Source organism: Bradyrhizobium sp. Pa8, assembly GCF_052588265.1.
Genome location: NZ_CP176767.1, coordinates 4,829,953 through 4,852,557 on the forward strand (window position 1 = coordinate 4,829,953; position 22,605 = coordinate 4,852,557).

The 22,605-nt window shown below is 64.9% G+C and carries 18 protein-coding genes; 10 read left to right on the top strand and 8 right to left on the bottom strand.

The window, feature by feature from the left end; translation table 11 throughout:
* Positions 1–413: 413 nt before the first annotated feature.
* From ACKWRH_RS22240 to ACKWRH_RS22250, 3 genes are all read left to right on the top strand, one after another.
* The gene (locus ACKWRH_RS22240; protein ID WP_445222454.1) at positions 414–2,408 is read left to right on the top strand and encodes a TonB-dependent siderophore receptor; all 1,995 of its coding nucleotides are present in this window, start codon (positions 414–416) and stop codon (positions 2,406–2,408) included.
* Between the two features lie 59 nt (positions 2,409–2,467).
* Complete coding sequence (fsrB, locus tag ACKWRH_RS22245) at positions 2,468–3,760, top strand: siderophore utilization protein FsrB (protein ID WP_445215255.1); 1,293 nt, start codon at positions 2,468–2,470, stop codon at positions 3,758–3,760.
* Positions 3,761–3,843: 83 nt separating this feature from the next.
* Positions 3,844–4,659, top strand: coding sequence for a hypothetical protein (locus tag ACKWRH_RS22250; RefSeq protein WP_445215256.1), 816 nt, complete (start codon positions 3,844–3,846; stop codon positions 4,657–4,659).
* A gap of 104 nt (positions 4,660–4,763) precedes the next feature.
* Here ACKWRH_RS22250 and ACKWRH_RS22255 read toward each other — a convergent pair whose 3' ends face one another.
* The 5 genes from ACKWRH_RS22255 to ACKWRH_RS22275 form a co-directional block, all read right to left on the bottom strand.
* Positions 4,764–6,215, bottom strand: a complete 1,452-nt coding sequence (locus ACKWRH_RS22255) for an aldehyde dehydrogenase (RefSeq protein ID WP_445215257.1) — start codon at positions 6,213–6,215, stop codon at positions 4,764–4,766.
* Positions 6,216–6,230: 15 nt separating this feature from the next.
* Positions 6,231–6,974 carry an ABC transporter ATP-binding protein gene (locus ACKWRH_RS22260; RefSeq protein ID WP_445215258.1) on the bottom strand — a complete coding sequence of 248 codons (744 nt, stop codon included), beginning with the start codon at positions 6,972–6,974 and terminating at the stop codon, positions 6,231–6,233.
* The gene (locus ACKWRH_RS22265) at positions 6,967–8,640 is read right to left on the bottom strand and encodes a branched-chain amino acid ABC transporter ATP-binding protein/permease (RefSeq protein WP_445215259.1); all 1,674 of its coding nucleotides are present in this window, start codon (positions 8,638–8,640) and stop codon (positions 6,967–6,969) included. Before ACKWRH_RS22265 ends, ACKWRH_RS22260 begins: the two co-directional genes overlap by 8 nt.
* Positions 8,637–9,512, bottom strand: coding sequence for a branched-chain amino acid ABC transporter permease (locus ACKWRH_RS22270; RefSeq protein WP_445215260.1), 876 nt, complete (start codon positions 9,510–9,512; stop codon positions 8,637–8,639). Before ACKWRH_RS22270 ends, ACKWRH_RS22265 begins: the two co-directional genes overlap by 4 nt.
* 63 nt (positions 9,513–9,575) lie before the next feature.
* Complete coding sequence (locus ACKWRH_RS22275) at positions 9,576–10,796, bottom strand: amino acid ABC transporter substrate-binding protein (RefSeq protein ID WP_445215261.1); 1,221 nt, start codon at positions 10,794–10,796, stop codon at positions 9,576–9,578.
* A 199-nt stretch (positions 10,797–10,995) separates the two neighbouring features.
* Here ACKWRH_RS22275 and ACKWRH_RS22280 point away from each other — a divergent pair, with 199 nt between their 5' ends.
* Positions 10,996–11,928, top strand: coding sequence for a helix-turn-helix domain-containing protein (locus tag ACKWRH_RS22280; protein ID WP_445215262.1), 933 nt, complete (start codon positions 10,996–10,998; stop codon positions 11,926–11,928).
* Between the two features lie 273 nt (positions 11,929–12,201).
* Here ACKWRH_RS22280 and ACKWRH_RS22285 read toward each other — a convergent pair whose 3' ends face one another.
* The gene (locus ACKWRH_RS22285; RefSeq protein ID WP_445215263.1) at positions 12,202–13,179 is read right to left on the bottom strand and encodes a LysR family transcriptional regulator; all 978 of its coding nucleotides are present in this window, start codon (positions 13,177–13,179) and stop codon (positions 12,202–12,204) included.
* 229 nt (positions 13,180–13,408) lie between these two features.
* Here ACKWRH_RS22285 and ACKWRH_RS22290 point away from each other — a divergent pair, with 229 nt between their 5' ends.
* From ACKWRH_RS22290 to ACKWRH_RS22315, 6 genes are all read left to right on the top strand, one after another.
* Positions 13,409–14,617 carry an ABC transporter substrate-binding protein gene (locus ACKWRH_RS22290; protein WP_445215264.1) on the top strand — a complete coding sequence of 403 codons (1,209 nt, stop codon included), beginning with the start codon at positions 13,409–13,411 and terminating at the stop codon, positions 14,615–14,617.
* Positions 14,614–15,363, top strand: a complete 750-nt coding sequence (locus ACKWRH_RS22295; RefSeq protein ID WP_445215265.1) for a nitroreductase — start codon at positions 14,614–14,616, stop codon at positions 15,361–15,363. The genes ACKWRH_RS22290 and ACKWRH_RS22295 overlap by 4 nt, the downstream gene beginning before the upstream one ends.
* The gene (locus ACKWRH_RS22300) at positions 15,342–15,881 is read left to right on the top strand and encodes a 4-hydroxylaminobenzoate lyase (protein ID WP_445215266.1); all 540 of its coding nucleotides are present in this window, start codon (positions 15,342–15,344) and stop codon (positions 15,879–15,881) included. Before ACKWRH_RS22295 ends, ACKWRH_RS22300 begins: the two co-directional genes overlap by 22 nt.
* Positions 15,882–16,380: 499 nt before the next feature.
* The gene (locus ACKWRH_RS22305; protein WP_445215267.1) at positions 16,381–17,400 is read left to right on the top strand and encodes a TRAP transporter substrate-binding protein; all 1,020 of its coding nucleotides are present in this window, start codon (positions 16,381–16,383) and stop codon (positions 17,398–17,400) included.
* Between the two features lie 30 nt (positions 17,401–17,430).
* A complete protein-coding gene (locus tag ACKWRH_RS22310) occupies positions 17,431–19,320 on the top strand; it encodes a TRAP transporter large permease (protein ID WP_445215268.1) in 1,890 nt (629 codons plus the stop codon).
* 23 nt (positions 19,321–19,343) lie between these two features.
* A complete protein-coding gene (locus tag ACKWRH_RS22315; protein ID WP_445215269.1) occupies positions 19,344–20,993 on the top strand; it encodes an acyl-CoA synthetase in 1,650 nt (549 codons plus the stop codon).
* Positions 20,994–21,008: 15 nt separating this feature from the next.
* Here ACKWRH_RS22315 and ACKWRH_RS22320 read toward each other — a convergent pair whose 3' ends face one another.
* The gene (locus ACKWRH_RS22320; RefSeq protein WP_445215270.1) at positions 21,009–21,806 is read right to left on the bottom strand and encodes an MBL fold metallo-hydrolase; all 798 of its coding nucleotides are present in this window, start codon (positions 21,804–21,806) and stop codon (positions 21,009–21,011) included.
* A gap of 13 nt (positions 21,807–21,819) precedes the next feature.
* Positions 21,820–22,596, bottom strand: coding sequence for a TatD family hydrolase (locus ACKWRH_RS22325; RefSeq protein WP_445215271.1), 777 nt, complete (start codon positions 22,594–22,596; stop codon positions 21,820–21,822).
* Positions 22,597–22,605 lie beyond the last annotated feature (9 nt).

A 22,605-nucleotide genomic window follows, 5' to 3' on the forward strand; every position in this document is an offset into this window, starting at 1 on the left:
CGATAGATTCTAACTCTGCGTCTCTCGCGCTGAGAATGCCCCCGCGTTAGGGCGAGAGTCCAAAAATCATTCCGGCAAAGCCGGCAGTGCGTGGGACCTCGCTAGACGTGTCAGACTTCCAACTTCGTTCGTGCTCCAATGCGCGTGTTCGACAGCTTCAGGTGCTTTTCTTCGGTGCCGTCAGCATGTTCGCTCTCTGCGTTCCCTTCGCGCCCGTGCAGGCGCAGACTCAAATTCCCACGGTCTCGGTGGAAGCGCCGGCGCAGCGCGCCCGACCCGCGGCGGCGGCCTCGTCGCGGCGGTCCGCGACGACACGGACCGCACGCGCCAACCGGCGTTCTCCTGCGCAGCAAGCCATGCCGACGCAATCGGCCTCATCGAATCGCGACACGGGTGAACGCGCCAATGGGCCGGTGCGCGGCTTCGTGGCGACACGGAGCGGCACTGCCACCAAGACCGACACGCCGCTGATCGAAACGCCGCAGTCGGTGTCGGTCGTCACCACCGACCAGATCAGGAACCAGGGGGCGGTCTCGATCGGCGAGGCCTTGCGCTACACCGCAGGCGTCAGCGGCGACGTCAATGGCGGCTCGGACACCCGCTTCGGCGCTCTCCAGATCCGCGGCTTCGACACGACCATGTCGGGCCTCTACGTCGACGGCCTCAGGATTCCATCCAGCAATTACGTGCATTTCAACGGTCTCGATCCCTACGGGGCCGAACGCCTGGAGGTTCTCAAGGGGCCATCCTCGGCGATGTACGGCGGCAGCGGCACCGGCGGCATCCTCAACTACATCACCAAGCTGCCGACCGCGCAGCAATTCGGCGAAGTCTCGATCTCTGGCGGCAGCTTCAACCGCTATCAGGGCCAGTTCGACATGGGCGGCTCCGCCAACAAGGAAGGCACCGTGCTGTGGCGCCTGACCGGGGTCGTCCGCGACGGCGAGACCCAGGTCGACTTCACCAAGGACAACCGCGTCTTCATCGCGCCCGCCGTCACGTTCAAGCCGAACGAGGACACCACCATCACGATCCTCGCCAACTACCAGAAGGACCGGGCAGGGTGGGGCCTTCAGTTCCTGCCGGCCTCGGGCACGGTATGGCCGAACAACGGCCGCACCATCCCGGTCTCGTTCTTTGCGGGCGTTCCGAGCTTCAACGCGTTCAATACCGAGATCGCAACCGCCGGCTACCTGCTCTCGCACAATTTCACCGACAACATCACGTTCCGGCAGAACCTGCGCTACGCCTATCAGCACAACGAGGAAAAGGTGTTTTACGGCGGAGGCTACACCAACGAGGCCGCGGGGCAGCTCGCGCGTTTCGGTAGCTACAGCAACTCCTACATCAACTCGTTCGCGGTGGATAATCAGCTCCAGGGCAAGTTCACCACCGGCATCCTCAGCCACGCCACCCTGGTCGGGATCGACTATCGCAACACGTCGTTCCGCGACACCGCCTTTGGCGTCACGACGTCGGCGCCCGAGATCAACGTCTTCAACCCGGTCTACAGCTACGACTGGACCATCGGCGCCATGAGCGACAACACCGGTGTCAGGCAGTCGCAGGTCGGCCTCTATGCGCAGGATCAGATCAAGCTCGGCCGGCTGTCGTTCCAGCTCGGCGGCCGCCAGGATTTCGTGACGACGCAGGTCGACAGCAATCTCCCCACCTCCAATACGTCGGTCTCGAAAGATGCCTCGGCCTTCACCGGCCGCGCCGCCGTGATGTACAATTTCGACAACGGCATCGCTCCCTATTTCAGCTATTCCGAGTCGTTCCTCCCGGTGCTCGCGACCGGTCCGTCGGGGCAGATGCTCAATCCCGAAACCGGCGTCCAATACGAGGTCGGCGTCAAGTACCAGCCGCTCGGCTGGAATGCACTGTTCACCTTCGCCGCCTTCGACCTGACGCGCGACAACGTTGTCACGTTCGCGCCGCCGAGCTATCTCGCCGAGCAGATCGGCCAGGTGAAATCGCGCGGCATCGAGCTCGAAGGCACGATGTCGCTCGCCGACGGCTGGAACCTGCGCGCCGCCTACGCCTATGTCGACGCGATGCTGTCGCAGGATCCCGTCAATCTCGGCAAGGCGCCGCCGACCGTGCCACTCAACCGCGCCTCGCTGTGGAGCGACTACACGCTCCAGAACGGGCCGCTGGCCGGCCTGCAGTTCGGCGGCGGCATCCGCTATGTCGGCGCGACCTGGGGCGACGACGCCAACACGTTCAAGGTGGGATCGTCCACCGTGCTGGACGCGCTGCTCGCCTATAGCAGGGACAATTGGCGCCTGTCGCTGAACGTCACGAACCTCGCCGACACGCGCTATGTCGCCACCTGCTACAGCCTGTCCGGCTGCTTCTATGCGGAGGGGCGGAAAGCCATCGGCAAGCTGACCTACCGCTGGTGAGTTCGAAGTGAGGACGGTCCGGCGATGTCAGCCGGACCCGCTTGATGAGAGTCGAGACGATGAGAGCGATATTCGGCAGGCTGCATCGCTGGGCGGGACTTCTCACCGCCGGATTCCTGTTCTTCTCCGGCATCACCGGCGCGATCATCTCCTGGGATCATGAGATCGACGAAGTGCTGAACCACCACCTGTTCGATGTCACCAGCAAAGGCCCCGCGATTCCCTCGATCGAGCTCGCGAAGATGATCGAGCAGCGCGATCCCCGCGCCCGCGTCGTCTACCTCTTCATGACGCCGGAGGAGGGGCACTCGCTGTGGTTCTTCGTGATGCCGCGGATCGATCCTTCGACCGGCAAGCGCTTTGCGATGGACTACAATCAGGTTTTCCTCGATCCCAACACGGGCGTCGAGCTCGGCCGGCGCTACTGGGGCGCGGTGTGGCCGGTGACGCGCGAAAACTTCGTCTCGTTCCTCTACAAGCTCCACTACACCATGCACATTCCCGAATTCTGGGGCAGCGATCGCTGGGGCATGCGCGTGCTCGGCGTGATCGCCATCATCTGGACCATCGATTGCTTCGTCGGCTTCTATCTGACGCTCCCCTCGCGACGGCGCGCCAAGGCCGCGCGGGCGCCCCAGGTCACGCGCCAGCTCGAACGCGGCTTCTGGGCGCGCTGGGCACCGGCCTGGACCATCAAGACATCGGGCAGCGCCTACCGGATCAATTTCGACATCCATCGCGCCTTCAGCCTGTGGAACTGGGGCGTGCTGTTCATCATCGCCTTCACGGCGTTCTCGCTGAACCTCTATTTCGAGGTGTTCTCGCCGATGATGAAGATGGTGTCGAACTACACGCCGACGCCCTATGAGCAGCGGCCCTACCGCAATCTCGACGATCCCATCGAGCCCAGGGTGACGTTTGACGACATTGCTGCGCGCGCGGCGGCTGACGGCAAGGGGCGACGGTGGACCGTCCCGGTCGGCTCGATCAATTACGGCCCGGCCCATGGCGTCTATGCCGCGGCCTTCTTCCATCCCGGCGACGATCACGGCGCCGGCGGCGTCGGGCCGGCCCAACTCTATTACGACAGCGAGGACGGCCGCCCGATCGGCGAACGGCTGCCCTGGGTCGGCACTGCCGCCGACATCTTCGTGCAGGCGCAATTCCCGCTGCATTCGGGCCGTATCGTCGGGCTGTTCGGCAGGATCCTGATCTCGATCATGGGCCTCGTGGTGGCGGCACTGTCGGTGACCGGCGTCGTGATCTGGTGGCGCAAGCGCCGTGCCCGCGTCCGGGTGCGCGAGACGGCGGCGATGCGCCTGAGCCGGCAGCAACTCACGCCGGCGGAGTAGGGGCCCCGTTGGCTTTCGCGGGATGAACCTTCGCGCCCGGCATCGGCACAAAGACTGGAGATCGCTCCCAGTCGGACCATGCAATGAGATCGCTCGCCTTGCTCTGCCTGCTCGTTTTCGTCACGCCCGCTTCTGCGGCCGGCCCCGAGCAGCACTATCTCGACCTGCGCGATCGCTACATCGCAAAATTCTCCAAAGCCAAGGAGAGCGACGACACTTTTAAGCGGCACGATGCGGCGCTCAACGAGCTGACCGGTGTGCTGCGCGGCCTGGTCGGACCGGTCACGATCAAGGGGCTGCCGGCGGAGGGCAAGTCGAATGCCGATACGCTGTTCAAGGGCGACTCCGGCTTCGGCCATCTCGACGGACTCGGCTTCGCCTCCGAAGGCGACAAGATGCAGGCCGTCGTGACCACGATCCCGCTGCTCAAGCACTGGCTGGCCGAGCACCGCGAAGACGGCATGCCGCAGGAGATCGCCGCGGCCTTCAAGTCGGATCGCTTCTACTATCAAGCCATCCAGGACTCGGCCTTCGCCAAATATGCCGAGCTGCCGGTCACGAAGCCCGCATCCGCGAGTGCCGCGGTCGCCGTACTCGGCGTCCGCGGCAACGGCGACCTGAAGGGCGCGCCGCGTGAAATCGACGTCGTCGCGATTCAAGGCGAAAAGGTCTTCTTCCTCGCCGCAACCGACGCCGTGAAGACGGCTGAGATCCCGGCCTGCGAAAAAGTCTGGAAGCAGATGATGGCCAGGAAGACTCCAGAGGACGCCATGGCCAAGGAAGATCAGGCCATGGACGCCTACACGAAGTGTTTCGCCAAGGAAGCGCCGAGCCAGAGCTGGTACGCCGCGGCCGTGAAGAAGGCGCAGAGCCAGCTGGAGCTGCTGCCGCTGCGCTAAGGCGAACTGCCGCCGAGATTCGGGCAGCGGCCGCCTGCCGACGACCGTCCGATGAACAGTCGGATGGTCGCCGGGCGCAAGTCAGCGCGAGCGCAGGCCACGGTTCAGAACGGATAATGGCGAGGTCCGGTCTGCACGGTGATCCAGCGCAGCTCGGTGAACTCGTCGATGGCCGCTCTTCCGCCGAAACGGCCGTAGCCCGAGGCCTTGGTGCCGCCGAACGGCATCTGCGGCTCGTCATGGACGGTCGGCGCATTGACGTGGCAGATGCCGGCTTCGATCCGCCTGGCAACGGCCAGCGCCCGCGCGATGTCGCGGCCGAACACGGCGGACGAGAGGCCGTATTCGGTGTCATTGGCGACGCGCACGGCTTCGTCGACCCCGCTGACGCGGACAACGGTCACGACGGGACCAAAACTTTCCTCGCCATAGATGCGCATCGCCGGCGTGACGTGATCGACGATCGTCGCCGGCATGATGGTGCCGCTGCCATGTCCGCCCGCCGCGAGCACCGCGCCCTTGGCAACGGCATCGTCGATCAGACCACGGACGCGGTCGCAGGCCGCGCCGCTGACCAGCGAACCGAGCACGACATTGCCCTTGCGGGGATCGCCGAAGGGAAGTCCGTTCGCTTTGGCGGCGAACTTGGCGATGAAGGCATCTGCGACCTTGTCGTCGACGACGATCCGCTCCGTCGACATGCAGATCTGACCCTGGTTCATGAAGGCGCCGAACGCGGCAGCGTTGACGGCCGCATCGAGGTCCGCATCGTCGAGAATGATGAGCGGGGCCTTGCCGCCAAGCTCGAGCAACGCCCGCTTGAGATGCTTGGCGCAAGCGAGTGCAATGAGGCGGCCGACCCGAGTCGAACCGGTGAAATTGACACGGCGGATGGCGGGATGGGCGATCAGCCCCTCGACCACGGCCTGCGCATCCTCCGGCGCATTGGTCACGACGTTGACGACGCCGTCGCCAAGGCCGGCCTCAGTGAGGCAGCTTCCGATCAGGCGATGGACGCCCGGACTCATCTCGGAGGCCTTCAGCACCACCGTGTTGCCACAGGCGAGCGGCATCGCGATCGAACGCACGCCGAGGATGACAGGCGCATTCCACGGCGCAATGCCGAGCACGACGCCGACCGGCTGGCGGAAGGCCATCGCCAGATTGTCGGGCTTGTCGGTCGGGATGACCTCACCGGAAATCTGCGTCGTCATGGCGGCGGCTTCGCGCAGCATACCTTCGGCGAGATGCACGTTGAAACCGGCCCAACCCGCGGTGGCGCCGGTCTCGGCCACCATCAGCGCGGTGAACTCCGCCGCGCGCCGCGCGAGGATGTCGGCGGCCGCGCCGAGCCGCTTGCGGCGTTCGGATGGACCGAGCTGCGACCAGGCCGGGAAGGCGGCCGCCGCAGCGTCGGCGGCGCGCATGGCATCGTCGATCGAGGCGGCCGCCACTGTTGTCGCGACCTCGCCTGAGATCGGATTATGACGCTGGAAGGTGCGCTGGTTGCTCGCCGCCTGGTCCTTGCCGCCAATGAGAAGGTCGATTGCGTTCATGGCGCTCTCCGTGGGTTAGGGGAGTGATGTTGGTGTAGGTGACGGGATACGGGCCTTGCCGAGATAGGCGCGCTGGATCTCGGGATCGTTCTTCATCGCGCTCGCAAGTCCGCTGCCGGCGTTGCGGCCGGACTCGATCAGGTAGACGCGGTCGGCGATGTCGAGGCTCGCGCGCGCGTTCTGCTCGACCAGCAGCACGCCGACGCCGTCGGCACGAATTTGGCCGAGGGCGCGAAACACCTCGCGGCTGAGCAAAGGTGACAGGCCGAGCGAGGGCTCATCGAGCAGCAGGAGCTGCGGGTTCGACATCAGCGCGCGGCCGATCGCCACCATCTGCTGCTCGCCGCCGCTCATGGTGCGGACGGCCTGGCTCATGCGCTCGGCAAGACGCGGGAACAGTTTCAGGATTTTTGTGAGCCGGTCCGCTTCGCCCGCGCGCGCACGGGCCGGATAGGCACCGAGCTGCAAATTCTCGGCGACCGTCAGATCGCCGAAGACGCCGCGGCCCTCAGGCACCAGGGCAATGCCGCGCTCGACGATCAGATGAGCCGGCAGCTCGCCGATGCTCTGTCCGTCGAAGTGGATCGTCGTGCCCGGCGCGGGCTTCACCAGACCTGCGATGCTCTTGAGCAGGGTCGACTTGCCGGCGCCATTGGCGCCGAGGATCGCCACGATCTCGCCTTGCGCAATGTTGAGCGCGACGTCGGCCAAAGCTCGGTGCTTGCCATAGAAGTGGGAGAGGGCGGTGACATCAAGCATCGTCGCCTCCGAGATAGGCGGCGATCACCTTTGGATCGGCCAAAACCTCGTCCGGCGCGCCGCGCGCGATCACGCTGCCGGCGTTCATGACGATGCAATGGCCGCACAGCGCGCGGATCGCATCCATGACGTGCTCGACCATGATGATGGTGAGGCCACGGTCGCGCAGCTTTGCGATCAACGCGATGCCGGTCTCGAGCTCGCTGGGATTGAGACCGGCCAGCCATTCGTCGAGCAGGACGAGGCGAGGCTGAAGCGCCAGCGCGCGGGCGAGCTCGAGGCGCTTCTGGTCGATATAGGTCAGATCGCCTGCGGGCGCTTCGTGCATCGCGCCGAGCCCGACCAGGTCGAGCAGTTCGCTTCCGGTCACGTCCGAACCGCTCGATGTCGAGAACAGCCGCGCGGCTGCGACGTTCTCGGCGACGGTCAGATCCGGCATCACGCGAACCAGTTGGAATGTGCGGGCGAGGCCGAGCCGTGCGATCTGGTGTGCGCGCAAGCGATTGAGCACGGTGCCGCCGAGCCGGATCGTGCCCGATGAGGGCCGCAGCGCGCCCGAGAGCGTATTCAGCAGCGTCGTCTTTCCGGACCCGTTGGGTCCGATGATGCCGATGATCTCACCCTGCGCCACCGTGAAGCTGACACCGTCGACCGCGCGCAACCCGCTGAACGACTTGCTGACACCATCGACCGCAAGGAGCGGCGCATCCATTGTGCGGGCGGAGGCGGCGGTGGAACCGCCTCCGGCCGGGACGCGCCAGCGTCCGGCTCCGAGCAGGCCGATCACGCCATTGGGCAGCACCATGACGATGAAGACGAAGATGATGCCGAGCACGATGCTGAAATGGTTGGGCAGCGTCGCGGTCAGCACCTCGAACAACAGCACCAGCGGGATGACACCCAGCACGGGGCCGAACAGCGAGCCGGCACCACCCAGCAAGGCCATGATCACGACCTGGAACGAGATCGTCGGATTGAAGGCAATTGCTGGATCGATGTAGGTCCAGCGTGGCGCCATGATCGCGCCGGTCATTGCCATGAATGTCGCGCTGAGAATGAACACACCGAGTTTGACCCGCGTGGCGTCGATGCCGGAATGGCTCGCGGCGGTCTCATCAGCGCCGATGGCGCGCAGGGCCAACCCATAGCGCGAGCGCCCGAGCAGCCATCCCGCCAGGAAGACGAGCGCGGTGAGGGCGAGGAGCTGCCAGTAGAGAATGTCCTGCGTGACCGCGCTGAAGAGATACCGGCCGACGGATTTGTGGATGTTGACCTCGTACCAGATCACGAGCTGCCGGATCAGCTCGGCCAGCCCGAACGAGAAGATCACGAAATAGATGCCTGATAGCCGCAGCGTCGAAAGCCCGGTGATGGCGGCGGTGAGCGCGCCCACGCCCGCCGCGGCCAGCAGCACGACGGGCCAGGGCATGGTCTCGCCGAGCACCGCGGCGGTGTAGGCCCCGAGGCCGAAAAACGCGACCGTCGCGAGCGAGATGTAGCGGGTGGGACCTGAGAACATCGCCCACGCGGTCGCCAGAATCGTGAAATAGAGGACGCTGATGCCGAGCGCGAGATAGTAGCCGTTGGCATAGAGCGGATAGGCGATGATCGCCGCGGCCAAAGCAAGGCCGGCGCACCACAGCAATGTCATGACAGGCGCCGTCATGACGCGGCTCTCCCGAACAGACCGGTCGGCCTGATCAGGAGCACGCCGAGAAACAGCGCGTAGGTGGCGGCGAGCGTCAGGCCGGGGTCGACCAGCCGCGCCACGGCCGTTTCGACCACGCCGAGCAGCAGTCCCGCCACCAGCGCACCCATCACATTGCCGACGCCGCCCATGATCACGACGACCAGCGCCTTCATGGTGAAGACCACGCCCATCGCGGCATTGAAGGTGAGGAACATGCTGACGAGTACGCCGCCGACGGCCACGAGCCCACCACCGAAGGCAAACGCAAGTCCTGACAGGGCTGCCACGTCGATCCCGACAAGGCGAGCGGCATTCGCGTCCACCGCGATGGCGCGGACGGCGGTGCCGATCCGCGTGTGGGTGAGGGCGAGATACACGGCGCCGCCGACCAGCGCTGCGAACAGCAGCGCGACGAGGCGATTGACCGCAAGGGTCGACCCCATGATCGTCAGTGGAATCGAGAGGTAGCTATAGCTGTAATACTGGCCGCCGAAGGCCACCAGCATGGCGCCCTGGATCACGAATAGGACGCCGAAGGTGACGAGAATGCTGTCGATCTCCTGCGCGCCCCTGTCCTTGCCCCGCCGCATCAGCCGTTCGAGCAGGAAACGATAGAGCAGCCAGTTCAGCACCATCGCGACCGGAACCGCGAGCAGCAGCGCGGCCAGCGGGCTGAGGCCGAGACCGCTGTAGAGCGAGAACGCGCCGAAGGCGGCGGCTACCAGCGACTCCCCGTAGGAGAGGTTCATGATCCGCGCCACGCCGTATTGCAGCGTCAGGCCGAGCGCGATCAGCGCATACATGCCGCCAAGCACGAGGCCCGGCAGGACGATGTCGACAAGCAGCATGAAACGGCGTCCCCTGGACCGAACGGCAGGCAGGCCTCGCAGTGCAAGGCCTGCCAACCAAACCTACTGCCACTGCGCCTTGGGTACGACCGGCGCGCGCGCCCCCGGAAGCGAGGCGGGCGCAAGCGCGTAGAACTCGCCGTTCTGCCACTGGCCGACGCTCCACACCTCCTGAAGCAGCCCATCCTTCAGCTTGACCTTGCCGATGACGGTGTCGAACGTGCCCGAGCGGATTTCGGCTGCGACCGCGGCGCGGTCCACCTTGCCGACCTTCTCGATCGCCTGCTGGAGCACCTGGAGGCTCGCATAGGTGATCGAGCTCGCCCAGCGATCCGGCTCCTTGCCGGTCGCCGCCTTGTGGCGCGCCAGATAATCCTTCAGCTCTGGCGAGTCCGCGTTCCAGCCGCCGATGCCCATCACGCCGTCGCTGTTGGCGGCGAACTTGCCCTTGTAGAGCGGGAAGGCGGTGCCGACGCCGACGTAGAAGATTTTTGGATTGAACTTCAGGAGCTGCGCCTGCTCGGTCAGCGCGATCGTATCCGGCGGATAGCTGAAGGCGACGAACGTGTCCGGGTTGGACGCGATTGCGTCCTTCAGCAGGGGCTGAAGATCCTGCGCCCCCATCGGATAGGTCTTGTCATAGGTGAGCGCAAATCCGTGTTTCTTGAAGGCCTCGCGGCCGGCGGCGGACAACTCGATGCCGAACTGATCGGCAACGCTGACCATCCCGACGTTCGGACCGATCTTGCCTTCGCTCTTCAGCTTGGCCATGAGCTCGGCGAGCCCCTCGGAGATCTGCGCCGACGTGCCGAGCCAGAACGTCGCGTTCGACCAGCGCTTGGCGAGCTCCGGCGCCTTGTCGGTCACCGAAGTTACCGCGAGGTGAGGGTAGCCGAGGCGGTTCAGGGTCGGGCCGACGGCAAGGTTGAGGCCCGTGCCCCAGGGCGGCAAGATGAAATCGACCTTGTCCTGGTTGGCGAGGCGCTCGATCGCCTTGACCGCTTCTTCCGAGCTGCTGCGATCGTCGTATTCAACAACCTCGATCGGGAGCTTCTTGTCCCCGAGCTTGATGCCGCCGCTGGCATTCACGTCCTTCACCCATAGCTCGTAGTTGGGCAGGGTGGTGATGCCGGCGCCACCGGCATAGGGACCGGTCTTGGAAATGGCATAGCCGATCCGGATCTTCTCCTGCGCATAGGCCGTGGACCCAAAGGTCCCCAGCGCCGTGGCGAAAGCCACCAGGCCAGTTATGCGCAGCAACGTTCGACGGTTCGCCGAAAACATGTCGATCCTCCCTCGTGTTTCACTCAAGCGATGGTCCGCAACGATGTGAGTGGGTCGTTTCCTCTTGGTCCCGATTTCTTTTCGGCGCGGCTTCATTGAGCCGGCCGCGACAGGACTTGACCTAGCAAGCACCCCAAGGTCTGTTCGCACAATGGACAGATCCGGCGAAAGATTGGACGTTTCCGGCCCCAACGGGCAAGTGCGTCGAGGCGTCGCGGACGCCAATACGGCGCCGGCAGTCGCTGCGAGCGCAGCTGCGCCCGTCGGCGCCGAGCTGATCGGATCCCACTATGTTGCGCGGCGCTGGATGCTGACGTCGAAAGCCGCCCGGACGTTTATTCATCTGCTCTGCCTTCACCAGGGAGCCGCCGCCGAGGTCGGTCAGGGCGGAAGGATGATGGCGTTGGCCGGGCCCGCGATCATCTGGCTCCCGGCGGGATCGGCCGAGTATCTGGAGGTGTCGGCCGGAGCGTCCGCGGAGCTGCTGCAGCTGCGCACGGGCGTGTGGCATCGTTATCTGCCGCCGTCGGCCGAGCCGGCCTATCTCGCACTCGAAGGCGCCGGCGGCATCATGGCGCTGCCGGTCGAACCCGATCTCGTGACCACGATGGCGCGCTCCATCGCGGCGATCGCCGCCGAGATCGCAACGCCCGCGCGCAGCGGCGCGGCATCGATCATGTCGGCCGAGCTGACGCTGTGCGTGCTGCGCTTCTGGCGCCTGTTCGCCGGCGACAGCGACCGATACGAGGAGGGCAGCAGTGCCGAGATTCTGAGCCGCTTCCGCAGGCTGCTCGAGGAACGCTATCAGCAGCATCTACGCGTCGGCGATTACGCCAAACTCCTCGGCATGACGCCGGATCGCCTGCACGCACTCTGTAGTCGCGAGCTGAAGCGCTCACCGAGCGAGCTGATCCAGCAGCGTGTCGTCAAGGAAGCCGCGACACGACTCGAAGCCGGCACCGTCGCCGTCAAGCAGATCGCATTCGCGCTCGGCTTCAAGGACACCGCGTATTTCAGCCGCTTCTTCCGCAAGCACACCGGCGAGGCACCTGGCGTGTGGCGCCGCCGCGTTGCGGCCCGCGCGAGAGCCGGACAATCGAGGCCGGCGCTGAATTTTGCCGACTGGCCGTGACCCCGGACCGGCGTTGTCAGGGCTCTTGACCTACCGCTGGTGAGGAGGCTCTGGGATCCCGCGAATGGCAGCATCGGTGATGCGCGCAGAGATTTCACGAAGAGATCACGCTCGACCAATTACCAAATCGCAGTCGGCTATTGTCCGGGTGCACAGTTGGCCATGACTCAGCAGCTCGAGTACGTCTTAAGCGCGTCTCTCAGCGGTAAGGGACCCGCGCGTCGCGGCCAACATGCTGCAAGTCTGGATCAGCCGCTAGACCGGCTCGATCACCTAGCGTCCACGCCTGAGGTCCTCGGTCGCGCGCCGAAGAATATCGTGAAGCCAGTCATGCGCCGGCTCGCCCTCGATACGTTCGTGCCACAACAGCCGGACCTCTACCGAGGTTGTGGCGTAAGGCAGTTCGTAGGTCGTGATGGCATGCGCGCGTTCGAACGCCCGCGCCAATGGACGCGGAACGATGGCCGCCAATTCGGAGTCCGCGAGCAGCGCGGGCAGGGCCAGGAAATGCGGGAGCGAAACAGCTATGCGCGGCGGCCGGTCGCTTTCGGACAATGCCCGTTCGAGCGCCGCGCGGTCATACATCTCCGATCGCCTGGCGAGGCCGCGCTCGGAGATGAATCCTCCGATCGCTCCCTCCTGCTCGCCGCCGAAGGAGACAACGACCAGCGGCATGCGCGCCAGGGCCGCGTTATCGATCCGGCCGAGCTTGCGCTTGCCGCCCACGATCAGCACATCGTCATATTCGAACAGCAGCGAGGTCCGGAAGCGGCTCGGCGGATCCGAGAAGACGCCGATCGCAACGTCGATGCGACCAAGGTCGATCTGCTCGGCAAGGTCGATCCGTGTCACCGGCTTGATGATCAGGTCGATCGCCGGCGCCTCTAGGCCAAGTATCTTCAGGAGCGGCGATGCCAGCATCATCGTGGTGAAGTCGTTGGCGGCCAGGGTGAACTGTCGGGTCGAGGCCGCCGGAACGAAGCGCGGCTGCTCGACCGCCGCCTCGAGGGATCGCAGGGCTTCGCGAACCTGTGGCGCCATGGTCAACGCACGCGCGGTCGGCTGCATTCCGGTCGCCGTGCGCACGAACAAATCGTCTTCCAGCATCTCGCGGAGCCGGGCGAGCGAATGGCTCACGGCGGATTGACTGAGCGCAACCCTCTGGCTTGCGCGCAGCACGCTGCGCTCCTCCATAACGGCGTCAAAGACCTTGAGCAGGTTCAGGTCCAGGGTCTTGAAGGAAACAGCCACGTGCAGGACACCGTCGCAGGCGGATCGCACGCCCGTTGCGTTACTGCGATCGATTCCCAGTTAAGGCCATGCGCGCAGCCGACGCAACCGAGCAGGGCGACCGGACCGCGACGCCTGGCCGTTCGCGCCACCAATCTGAAGGCGGTTCAGGATCACTCTGCAAGAGTTTCACTTCCGCATTCGCGCGATCCCGTCATGATCCCGGCGCCGAATTTGGAGGAGACGGGCAATGAAATCCTGCGGGATGTCGATCGGAGCTTTCGGACTGGCACTGGCGCTGTTCACTGCGCGGGCCATTGCGCAGGATGGTCCGGTCAAGCTCGGCGTTCTTACCGACATGTCCTCGCTCTACGCCGACAATGGCGGCCAGGGCTCGGTGGTCGCGGCGCAAATGGCGGTCGACGACTTTGGCGGTCAGGTGCTGGGGCGCAGCATCCAGATCGTCGCGGGAGACCACCAGAACAAGGCCGATGTGGGAGCGACCATCGCGCGGCGCTGGCTCGAAAATGAAAACGTCGAGGTGATCCTCGACGTGCCCAACTCTGCGGTCGCGCTGGCGGTGCAGGGCATCACACGCGACAAGAAGAAGCTCTTCCTCGCCACCGGCGCCGCCACGTCGCGCCTGACTGGCGACGAATGCTCGCCGACCGGCATTCACTGGACCTACGACACCTATGCGCTGTCGCAGGGAACGACGCGGGCGATGTCGCGTCTCGGCGCAAACTCCTGGTACTTCATTTCGGTCGACTATTCCCTCGGCGCCCAGCTCGAGGCCGACAGCCGCAAGGTCATCGACGCCACGGGCGGCAAGGTGACCGGGGCCGTGAAACATCCGCTCAACACGCCGGACTTCTCCTCCTTCCTGCTCCAGGCGCAGTCCTCGAAGGCGGACGTGATCGCGCTCGCCGACACCGGCGGCGACTTCATCAATGCCGTCAAGCAGGCCGGCGAATTTGGCATTACGCAGCGGCAGAAACTGGTCGGACTGCTCGTCTTCATTGCCGACATCCACAGTCTTGGGCTCCAGAGCGCCCAGGGCCTGATGCTGAGCGCGGCCTTCTACTGGGACATGAACGAGGACACCCGTGTGTGGTCGAAGCGCTTCATCGCGAAGACCCAGAAGGTTCCGACCATGATCCACGCCGGCACCTATGGTGCGGTGATGCACTATCTCAAAGCGGTTCAGGCGGCAGGCACGCTGGATGGACCGACCGTCGCCGCCAGGATGCGCGACATGCCCGTGAACGATTTCATGACGAAGAATGGCCAGATCCGCGAGGACGGCCGGCTGGTTCGCGACATGTATCTGTTTCGGGTGAAGTCACCCGAGCAGTCCAAATACAAGTTCGACTATTACGAGCTGCTGGCGACGATACCGGGAGAGGAGGCTTTCCGGCCGATGGAGCAAGGCGGATGTCCGCTCTTGAAGAAGCCATGATCGGCCAGGGCGTGGCCGCGCAGAGCCGTATCGACGAGATCATCGCAGGCCGCTTTGCATGCCGCGACTTCTCGGGCGCGCCGGTCGGGCGAGGGACCATCGAGCAGATTCTCCGCGTGGCACGGTTTGCGCCAAGCGGCGCCAACATCCAGCCCTGGCACGTCTACGTGCTGGCGGGCCCGGCCAAGGATCGGGTCTCGGCGGCGCTGCGCGAGGCGCACGAAACGGCCCGCGACGCGCATATGTCGGAATACAGTTACTACGCCAGCGACCTGCCCGAACCCTATTTGCAACGACGACAGGAGTTCGGCCGATTGTTCTACGGCTCGCTCGGCATCGCCCAGGCCGATATCGAAGCGAGGAGCGCCCAAACCGCCAAGAACTATGCCTTCTTCGGCGCTCCCGTCGGGCTGATCGTCACGATCGACCGGCGCCTGGAAGTCGGCAGCTGGCTCGACCTCGGCATGTTCGTCCAGAACGTGCTGCTGGCTGCGGCGGGCCATGGGCTTCAGTCCTGTCCGCAGGAAACGTTCTCCAGATATCACCGGATCCTGCGCCCGCTGCTGTCGATCCCGACGGAGCAGTTGGTGGTGTGCGGTATCTCGATCGGCCGTGCCAGGGACGAAACCCGGGGCAGGCTGATGCCGCGCGCCGACGTAGCGGAGTTCACGTCTTTCGCAGGCTTCGAAGAACAAAGTGCAACCCAAAGGGAAAGGACAAGGCCATGGGAAGCCGAGACGAACTAATTCAGTGCAGCATTCCGTTTCTGCGCGAGGTCAAGGATATGACGCCCGGCGCGGAGATGGAGCGGTGGCTCAATCAAAAATACGGCGAGGGCAGCCAGCTCTACCAGGACCTGGCACGCCTGATTAAACTCGGGGTCGCCGAAGGCTGGGCGGCGAACCAGGAGGTCGAAGGCCCGAACTACCGGCGTAGCCGCATCCTGGAGCCGATGCCCGAAACGTTCCAGTTCAGCATCACGGCCGTCTACATGAACAGCATCGATCCGCGCCGCTTCAAGGACGAGGACGACCACGACGTGCTGCGCGGGCAGTATCACGGTCACCCATATGGGGAACTGAACCTGGTCGTGCCGCTGGACAAGGGCGCCGAGCTCAAGGGGCTGCAAGGCTGGCAAGGGCCCGGCTGGACTGCGCCCGATCCCGGCAGCCGGCACTATCCCGAGGTCCGCGGCGGCGCCGTCATCGCTCTGTTCTATCTGCCCGCCGGACGCATCTCCTACGACTTCGCCGCGCCGTCCTGACTGCCGGCACGACCATCTCGGGTGACGCCGTGCGCGAGCGTCACCCGTATTGAAGAAGGCACAGCTGAAGACGGCGATGCGTCGCGACGCCACGGCCTTGCAAGGCGGCTCGCCATGAACGGTGGGGAGGGATTTCGGCGACCATGCGCCAAGGGGCACCCAGCCCGGATCGCCATATCCATGATTCGCATAAGCTATATTATGGAATATATTTATATACAATTAGATCAGATATTTAGATCGAATTCCTGACACCGGGCCTTCGCTTGCGATCCGTTTTCGATCTGGTTCGCGACCAGCCTCTCGGCTCTTGACGGCTACTATGCATGGGGTTGTTTTTCAGATTTTGAATCCGGCCCATCTGCCGAAAGCCGATATTGCCGCGACGGTGTCCGGCTGCAATAAGCGAGGCCTCGCGAGATCGCAGATGACCTTCAGGCCTTCCGTCCGTATAGGTTTGCATCTCAGAACAACAACAAACTTCCGAGGAAGCAGACCCATGAGTTTTTCCCGACGCACGCTTCTCAAGGCCTCCGCCGCGACCGCGGTCCTGGGCGGCCTCGGTGCGCCCCATGTGGCCCGCGCCCAGAGCGCCGAGTTCACCTACAAATACGCCAACAACCTGCCTGACACCCATCCGCTGAACGTGCGCGCCAGGGAGATGGCGGCGGCGATCAAGGCCGAGACCAACGGCAAGTTCGACCTCCAGATCTTCCCGAACAACCAGCTCGGGTCCGACACCGACATGCTGAGCCAGATCCGGTCCGGCGGCGTCGAATTCTTCACGCTGTCAGGCCTGATCCTGTCGACCCTGGTGCCGGCCGCGTCCATCAACGGCATCGGCTTCGCGTTCCCGGACTACGGCACGGTCTGGAAGGCCATGGACGGCGACCTCGGCGCCCATGTCCGCGGCGAGATCAAGAAGGCCGGCCTCGAGGTCATGGACAAGATCTGGGACAACGGCTTCCGCCAGACCACGTCGTCGAGCAAGCCGATCAACGGGCCCGACGACCTCAAGGGCTTCAAGATCCGCGTACCGGTGTCGCCGCTGTGGACCTCGATGTTCAAGGCGTTCGACGCGGCGCCGGCCTCGATCAATTTCGCCGAGGTCTATTCGGCGCTCCAGACCAAGATCGTCGAGGGCCAGGAGAACCCGCTGGCGATCATCTCGACCGCCAAGTTGTACGAGGTGCAGAAGTACTGCTCGCTGACCAACCATATGTGGGACGGCTTCTGGTTCCTGGCCAACCGCCGCGCCTGGAGCGCGCTGCCGGAGGATGTGCGCACCATCGTCGCCAAGAACATCAACGCCGCTGCCGTCAAGGAGCGTGAGGATACCGCCAAGCTCAATGCGAACCTCCAACAGGAGCTCGCGGGCAAGGGCCTGACCTTCAACCAGCCTGCGGTGGCGCCGTTCCGCGACAAGTTGCGCTCCGCCGGCTTCTATGCCGAGTGGAAGGGCAAGTATGGCGACCAGGCCTGGGATCTCCTGGAAAAGGCCGTCGGCAAGCTGTCGTAACGCGTCGGGGCCGCCGAGGTTCTTATCGAGATGGCTCATGTCGAGGTTCAGGCGACCGAAGTGGTCGGCGAGGTGGCTGTTCAGCCCCCTCGCCGATCCCCTGTGCTTGCCTCGCTGGAGCGCATCCTCGGCCTCGCCGTCGAGATCCCCGCGGCAATCCTGGTCGTCGCCGAGATCGTGATCCTGTTTGCCGGCGTGGTCGCACGCTACGGCGTGCACCGGCCGCTGATCTGGTCGGACGAGCTCGCCTCGATCCTGTTCCTGTGGCTGGCCATGCTGGGCGCGGCGGTCGCGTTCCGCCGCTCCGAGCACATGCGCATGACGGCGCTCGTCGCGAGCGCGCGGCCGGCCTTGCGCGCCTATCTGGACGTGGTCGCGACCTGCGCGGCGCTGGCCTTCCTGGTGCTGATCGTCTGGCCTTCCGCCGAGTACGCCTACGAGGAAAGCTTCATCACCACGCCGGCGCTCCAGATCTCGAACATGTGGCGCGCCGCGGCGCTGCCGGCCGGCATCTGCCTGATGGCGGTGTTCGCGCTGCTGCGGCTGCTGCGCGCCGCCGATTACCGCATGGTGCTGACGGCGGTGATATCGGTTGCCGTCATCGTCGGTCTGTTCTGGCTGGCGCAGCCTTATCTGCGGCCGCTCGGCAATCTCAACCTCGTCATCTTCTTCGTCGGCGTCGCCGGCTTCTGCGTCTTTGCCGGCGTTCCCATTGCGTTCGGGTTTGGCCTCGCCATCTACGGCTATCTGGCGCTGACCACGCGCACGCCGGTCATGGTGCTGGTCGGGCGGATGGACGAGGGCATGAGCCACCTCATCCTGCTCTCGGTGCCGCTGTTCGTGTTCCTGGGGCTCCTGATCGAGATGACCGGCATGGCGCGGGCCATGGTCGCGTTCCTGGCGAGCCTGCTCGGCCATGTCCGCGGCGGCCTGCATTACGTTCTGGTCGGCGCGATGTACCTCGTCTCCGGCATCTCCGGCGCCAAGGCCGCCGACATGGCGGCGGTGGCGCCCGTGCTGTTCCCAGAAATGAAGCAGCGCGGCGCCAAGCCAGGCGACCTCGTGGCGCTTCTTGCGGCTACGGGTGCCCAAACCGAGACCATTCCGCCGAGCCTCGTGCTGATCACGATCGGCTCGGTCACGGGCGTCTCGATCGCCGCCCTTTTCACCGGCGGCCTGCTGCCCGGCGTCGTGCTCGCCATCACGCTCTGCATGCTGGTGTGGTGGCGCTACCGCCACGAGGACATGAGCCATGTCCGCCGCGCCACGGGTGGCGAGATCGGCAAGACCTTCATCATCGCCCTGCCCGCGCTCGCGCTGCCCTTCGTGATCCGCTACGCCGTGGTCGAGGGCATTGCGACTGCGACCGAAGTCTCCACCATCGGCATCGTCTACGGCGCCCTGGTCGGCCTCCTCATCTACCGCCGCTTCGACTGGCGGCGGCTGTTTCCCATGCTGGTCGAGACCGCGGCGCTGTCGGGCGCGATCCTCCTGATCATCGGCACGGCGACCGGCATGGCCTGGGGGCTCACCCAATCCGGCTTCTCGCGCTCGCTGGCTTCAGCCATGACCGGATTGCCCGGGGGGCCTGCGACCTTCATCGCCGTGTCCATCCTGGCCTTCACCATCCTCGGCAGCGTGCTCGAGGGCATTCCGGCAATCGTGCTGTTCGGGCCGCTGCTGTTTCCGATCGCCCGTGCCGTCGGCGTGCACGAGGTGCACTATGCCATGGTCATCATTCTCGCCATGGGTATCGGACTATTCGCCCCGCCCTTTGGCGTCGGCTATTATGCCGCCTGCGCCATCGGACGCGTAGATCCGGCCGAAGGCATCAGGCCGATCTGGGGCTATCTGCTGGCGCTGCTGGTGGGATTGATCATCGTCGCGATCTTCCCCTGGATCTCGATCGGATTCCTGTAAAGCGCGGCGTCAAGGAGGGTTCGATGAGCGTGTGGCAGAACCAGTACAACATCGGCCTCGACAAAACCCCCGCCAACTACGTCCCCCTGAGCCCGCTGAGCTTCCTCGCGCGCAGCGCCGCCGTCTATCCCAACCACGTCAGCACGGTCTATGAGGGCTGCAGCTTCACGTGGCGCGAGACGCATGAGCGCTGCAAACGCTTTGCGTCCTGGCTCGGCGGCAAGGGCATTGGCGTCGGCGACACCGTCGCGGCGATGCTGCCGAACATTCCGGCGATGAACGAGGCGCACTTCGCCGTCCCCATGACCGGCGCCGTGCTCAATGCGCTCAACATCCGTCTCGATGCGCCTTCGATCGCGTTTCAGCTCGACCATGGCGGCGCCAGGATCATCCTGGTCGATCCGGAGTTTTCGACTGTCATCACCGACGCGCTCGCGCAGATGAAGGGGCCGAAGCCGTTCGTCGTCGACGTCGACGACGCCGCTTTCAAGGGCGGCAAGCGCATCGGCGAGATCGAATACGAGGCAGCGCTCGCACTAGGCGATCCTGATTTCACGGCGATCCCGCCCAAGGATGAATGGGACGCCATCGCGCTGAGCTATACCTCGGGCACCACGGGCAATCCCAAGGGCGTCGTCACCCATCATCGCGGCGCCTATCTGAACGCCGTCAGCAACATCCTCGCCGGCCAACTCGGCCAGCATCCGGTCTATCTCTGGACGCTGCCGATGTTCCACTGCAACGGCTGGTGCTTCCCATGGACCATCGCGGCGGCCGCCGGCATCAATGTCTGCCTGCGCAAGGTCGAGCCGACAAAAATCTTCGAGCTGATCAAGCAGCACGGCGTCACGCACATGTGCGGCGCGCCGATCGTCTACAACACGCTGATCAACGCACCCGACGCGCCGAAGGGCAGTGCCGCGCGCCGCGTCGTCGGCCTGATCGCCGGCGCCGCACCGCCGGTCGCGGTGCTCGAAGGCGCAGAAAACATCGGCATCAGGCTCACGCACGTCTACGGCCTGACCGAGGTCTACGGCCCCGCCTCCGTCTGCGCCGAGCAACCCGGCTGGGACGATCTGCCCGCCGCCGAGCGCGCCGGCATGAAACGGCGGCAGGGCGTGCCCTACCCGCTCGAGGAAGGCGTCACCGTCATCGATCCGCAAACGATGCAGGAGGTGCCCCGCGACGGCGAGACCATCGGCGAGGTCATGTTCCGCGGCAACATCGTGATGAAGGGCTACCTCAAGAACGAGAAGGCGACAAAGGAAGCCTTCGAGGGCGGCTGGTTTCACACCGGCGACCTGGGTGTGCTCGACGAGCACGGTTACGTCATCATCAAGGATCGCTCCAAGGACATCATCATTTCCGGCGGCGAGAACATTTCCTCCGTCGAGGTCGAGGACATCCTCTACAAGCATCCGGCCGTGCTGTTCGCAGCCGTCGTCGCCAAGCCCGATCCGAAATGGGGCGAAGTGCCCTGCGCCTTCGTCGAGCTGAAGGACGGCGCCAGCGCGACCGAAGCCGAGATCATCGCCTTCTGCCGCACGCATATGAGCGGCTTCAAGACGCCGAAGGCGGTCATCTTCGGCCCGATCCCGAAGACGTCCACGGGCAAGATCCAAAAATTCCTGCTGCGCAATGAGGTGGGATCGGCGAAGGCGATCTCGGCCTGAACCGAGCCGGCGCGATCAGTGCGTCTCGAGCCGCATGCCGTCGTAGGCCGGCACCACGTCCGCGGGCAGCTTCTGCCTGATCACCTCGTAATCGACGTCGGCCGTCATGTTGGTGATGACGGCACGCTTTGGCTTGAAACGATCGATCCAGGATAGCGCATCGTTGATGCTGAAATGGCTGGAATGCTGGGTGTAGCGCAAGCCGTCGACGATCCAGAGATCGAGATTTTCCAGCACGCCCCAGCTCTCGCGCGGGATGTCGTTGAGGTCGGGCGTGTAGGCGGCGTTGCCGATCCGATAGCCGAGCGCGGGGATCTGGCCGTGCTGGACCAGGAAGGCGGTCATGGTCACGTCGCCGCCCTTGCCGCCGATGGTCCGGCTTTCGCCGGCCTCGATCGAATGCCGGTGCAGGATCGGCGGATAGTCACTGCCCTCGGGCGAGATGAAGCAATAGGAGAACCGCGCCATGATGTCTTTCGCGGTCGACTGGTTGAAATAGACCGGAATGCGCTGGCGCATGTGAAGCACGACGGAGCGCAGATCGTCCATGCCATGGGTCTGGTCGGCATGCTCGTGGGTCAGGAACACCGCGTCAATGTGGTCGACATCGGTATCGATGAGCTGCTCGCGCAGGTCGGGCGAGGTGTCGATCACGATGCGCGTGGTGCCGTGGTGTGACGTCTGCTCGACCAGCAGCGAGCAGCGGCGTCGGCGGTTCTTTGGATTGCTGGGATCGCAGGCGCCCCAGCCGAGTGCCGGGCGCGGCACGCCGGCGGAGGAGCCGCAGCCCAGGATGGTCAGCGTCAGCGTCATACGGCTCCCAACCTTAAGATTTCACCTTGGAGAACAGGCGGAAGAAGTTTTCGGTGGTCTGGCGTGAGATCTCGTCGAGCGACACGCCGCGCGTTTCGGCGAGCACCTTGGCGACCTCGACCACATAGGCCGGCTCGTTGCGTTTGCCCCGGAACTTGCCGGGCGCAAGATAGGGCGAGTCTGTTTCAACCAGAATACGGTCAGACGGCAGTTCAGCCGCAAGCGCGCGCAGGGTCTCCGATTTCTTGAAGGTTAGGATGCCCGTGAAGCCGATATAGAGCCCGAGCGACACCGCCTTCAGCGCCAACTCGCGCCCGCCCGTGTAGCAATGCAGCACGGCGCGAAACGATCCCTTGGCAGCCTCCTCCTCCAGGATGCGGCCGCAATCCTCGTCCGCCTCGCGGGTGTGGATCACCAGCGGCAGGCCGGTCGCACGAGCCGCGGCGATGTGCGCACGAAAGCCCCTCGCCTGCGCCTCCGGCGCGCCGTTGTCGTAGAAATAGTCGAGCCCGGCCTCGCCGAGCGCGACCACCTTGGGATGCTCGGTCAACCCGATCAGCTCGTCCGGCGAGATGCCGTCCTCCTGGTCCGCGTTGTGCGGATGGGTGCCGACCGAGCAGTAGACGTCGTCGTAGCGCTCAGCGATGGCCAGAAGCTGATTGAGCTTTCGTACCCGCGTGGAGATCGTGACCATACGGCCGATGCCGGCCGCACGTGCACGCGAGACGATCCCGTCGAGGTCTTCCGCAAAGTCCGGAAAATCCAGATGGCAGTGGCTGTCGACCAGCATCGCCCGAAC

Coding starts and splice junctions, on each gene's coding strand:
- fsrB (WP_445215255.1), top strand. CDS start 2,468: ATGAGAGCGATATTCGGCAGGCTGCATCGCTGGGCGGGACTTCTCACC.
- ACKWRH_RS22250 (WP_445215256.1), top strand. CDS start 3,844: ATGAGATCGCTCGCCTTGCTCTGCCTGCTCGTTTTCGTCACGCCCGCT.
- ACKWRH_RS22255 (WP_445215257.1), bottom strand. CDS start 6,215: ATGAACGCAATCGACCTTCTCATTGGCGGCAAGGACCAGGCGGCGAGC.
- ACKWRH_RS22260 (WP_445215258.1), bottom strand. CDS start 6,974: ATGCTTGATGTCACCGCCCTCTCCCACTTCTATGGCAAGCACCGAGCT.
- ACKWRH_RS22265 (WP_445215259.1), bottom strand. CDS start 8,640: ATGACGGCGCCTGTCATGACATTGCTGTGGTGCGCCGGCCTTGCTTTG.
- ACKWRH_RS22270 (WP_445215260.1), bottom strand. CDS start 9,512: ATGCTGCTTGTCGACATCGTCCTGCCGGGCCTCGTGCTTGGCGGCATG.
- ACKWRH_RS22275 (WP_445215261.1), bottom strand. CDS start 10,796: ATGTTTTCGGCGAACCGTCGAACGTTGCTGCGCATAACTGGCCTGGTG.
- ACKWRH_RS22290 (WP_445215264.1), top strand. CDS start 13,409: ATGAAATCCTGCGGGATGTCGATCGGAGCTTTCGGACTGGCACTGGCG.
- ACKWRH_RS22295 (WP_445215265.1), top strand. CDS start 14,614: ATGATCGGCCAGGGCGTGGCCGCGCAGAGCCGTATCGACGAGATCATC.
- ACKWRH_RS22300 (WP_445215266.1), top strand. CDS start 15,342: ATGGGAAGCCGAGACGAACTAATTCAGTGCAGCATTCCGTTTCTGCGC.
- ACKWRH_RS22305 (WP_445215267.1), top strand. CDS start 16,381: ATGAGTTTTTCCCGACGCACGCTTCTCAAGGCCTCCGCCGCGACCGCG.
- ACKWRH_RS22310 (WP_445215268.1), top strand. CDS start 17,431: ATGGCTCATGTCGAGGTTCAGGCGACCGAAGTGGTCGGCGAGGTGGCT.
- ACKWRH_RS22315 (WP_445215269.1), top strand. CDS start 19,344: ATGAGCGTGTGGCAGAACCAGTACAACATCGGCCTCGACAAAACCCCC.
- ACKWRH_RS22320 (WP_445215270.1), bottom strand. CDS start 21,806: ATGACGCTGACGCTGACCATCCTGGGCTGCGGCTCCTCCGCCGGCGTG.
- ACKWRH_RS22325 (WP_445215271.1), bottom strand. CDS start 22,596: ATGCTGGTCGACAGCCACTGCCATCTGGATTTTCCGGACTTTGCGGAA.